Origin of the sequence: Paenibacillus sp. 598K (assembly GCF_003851045.1) — a bacterium.
Classification (GTDB): domain Bacteria; phylum Bacillota; class Bacilli; order Paenibacillales; family Paenibacillaceae; genus Paenibacillus_D.
The window spans coordinates 69,282-69,493 of record NZ_BFBX01000073.1 but is presented as its reverse complement, the minus strand read 5'-3'; the positions used below and the strand labels follow the sequence as shown (position 1 = coordinate 69,493).

Below are 212 nucleotides of genomic sequence, written 5' to 3'. Positions count from 1 at the left end.
AACCATTTGCCGCTGGAGGCTAGGCGTATCGTGGCCGAAAGCAAGCGTCCTTCGATTTCACGTGACTTGGCAAACCGCACGGCTCCCAGCTTCGGTAGCTGAAGGGTGTCGCCTTTGACAGCAATGTTCCCGTTCGTATAACGTGTGGTGTAGCTTTGCACAGGATGTTTACGACTCTTGAAGCGAGGGGCCGCATTCTGTTGCTTGAAGAA

At 53.8% G+C, this 212-nt stretch carries 1 pseudogene; it reads right to left on the bottom strand.

Annotation, left to right across the window (positions count from 1 at the left end):
• Positions 1 to 212, bottom strand: a pseudogene (locus PA598K_RS39210) (IS200/IS605 family element RNA-guided endonuclease TnpB); the annotation flags it as partial.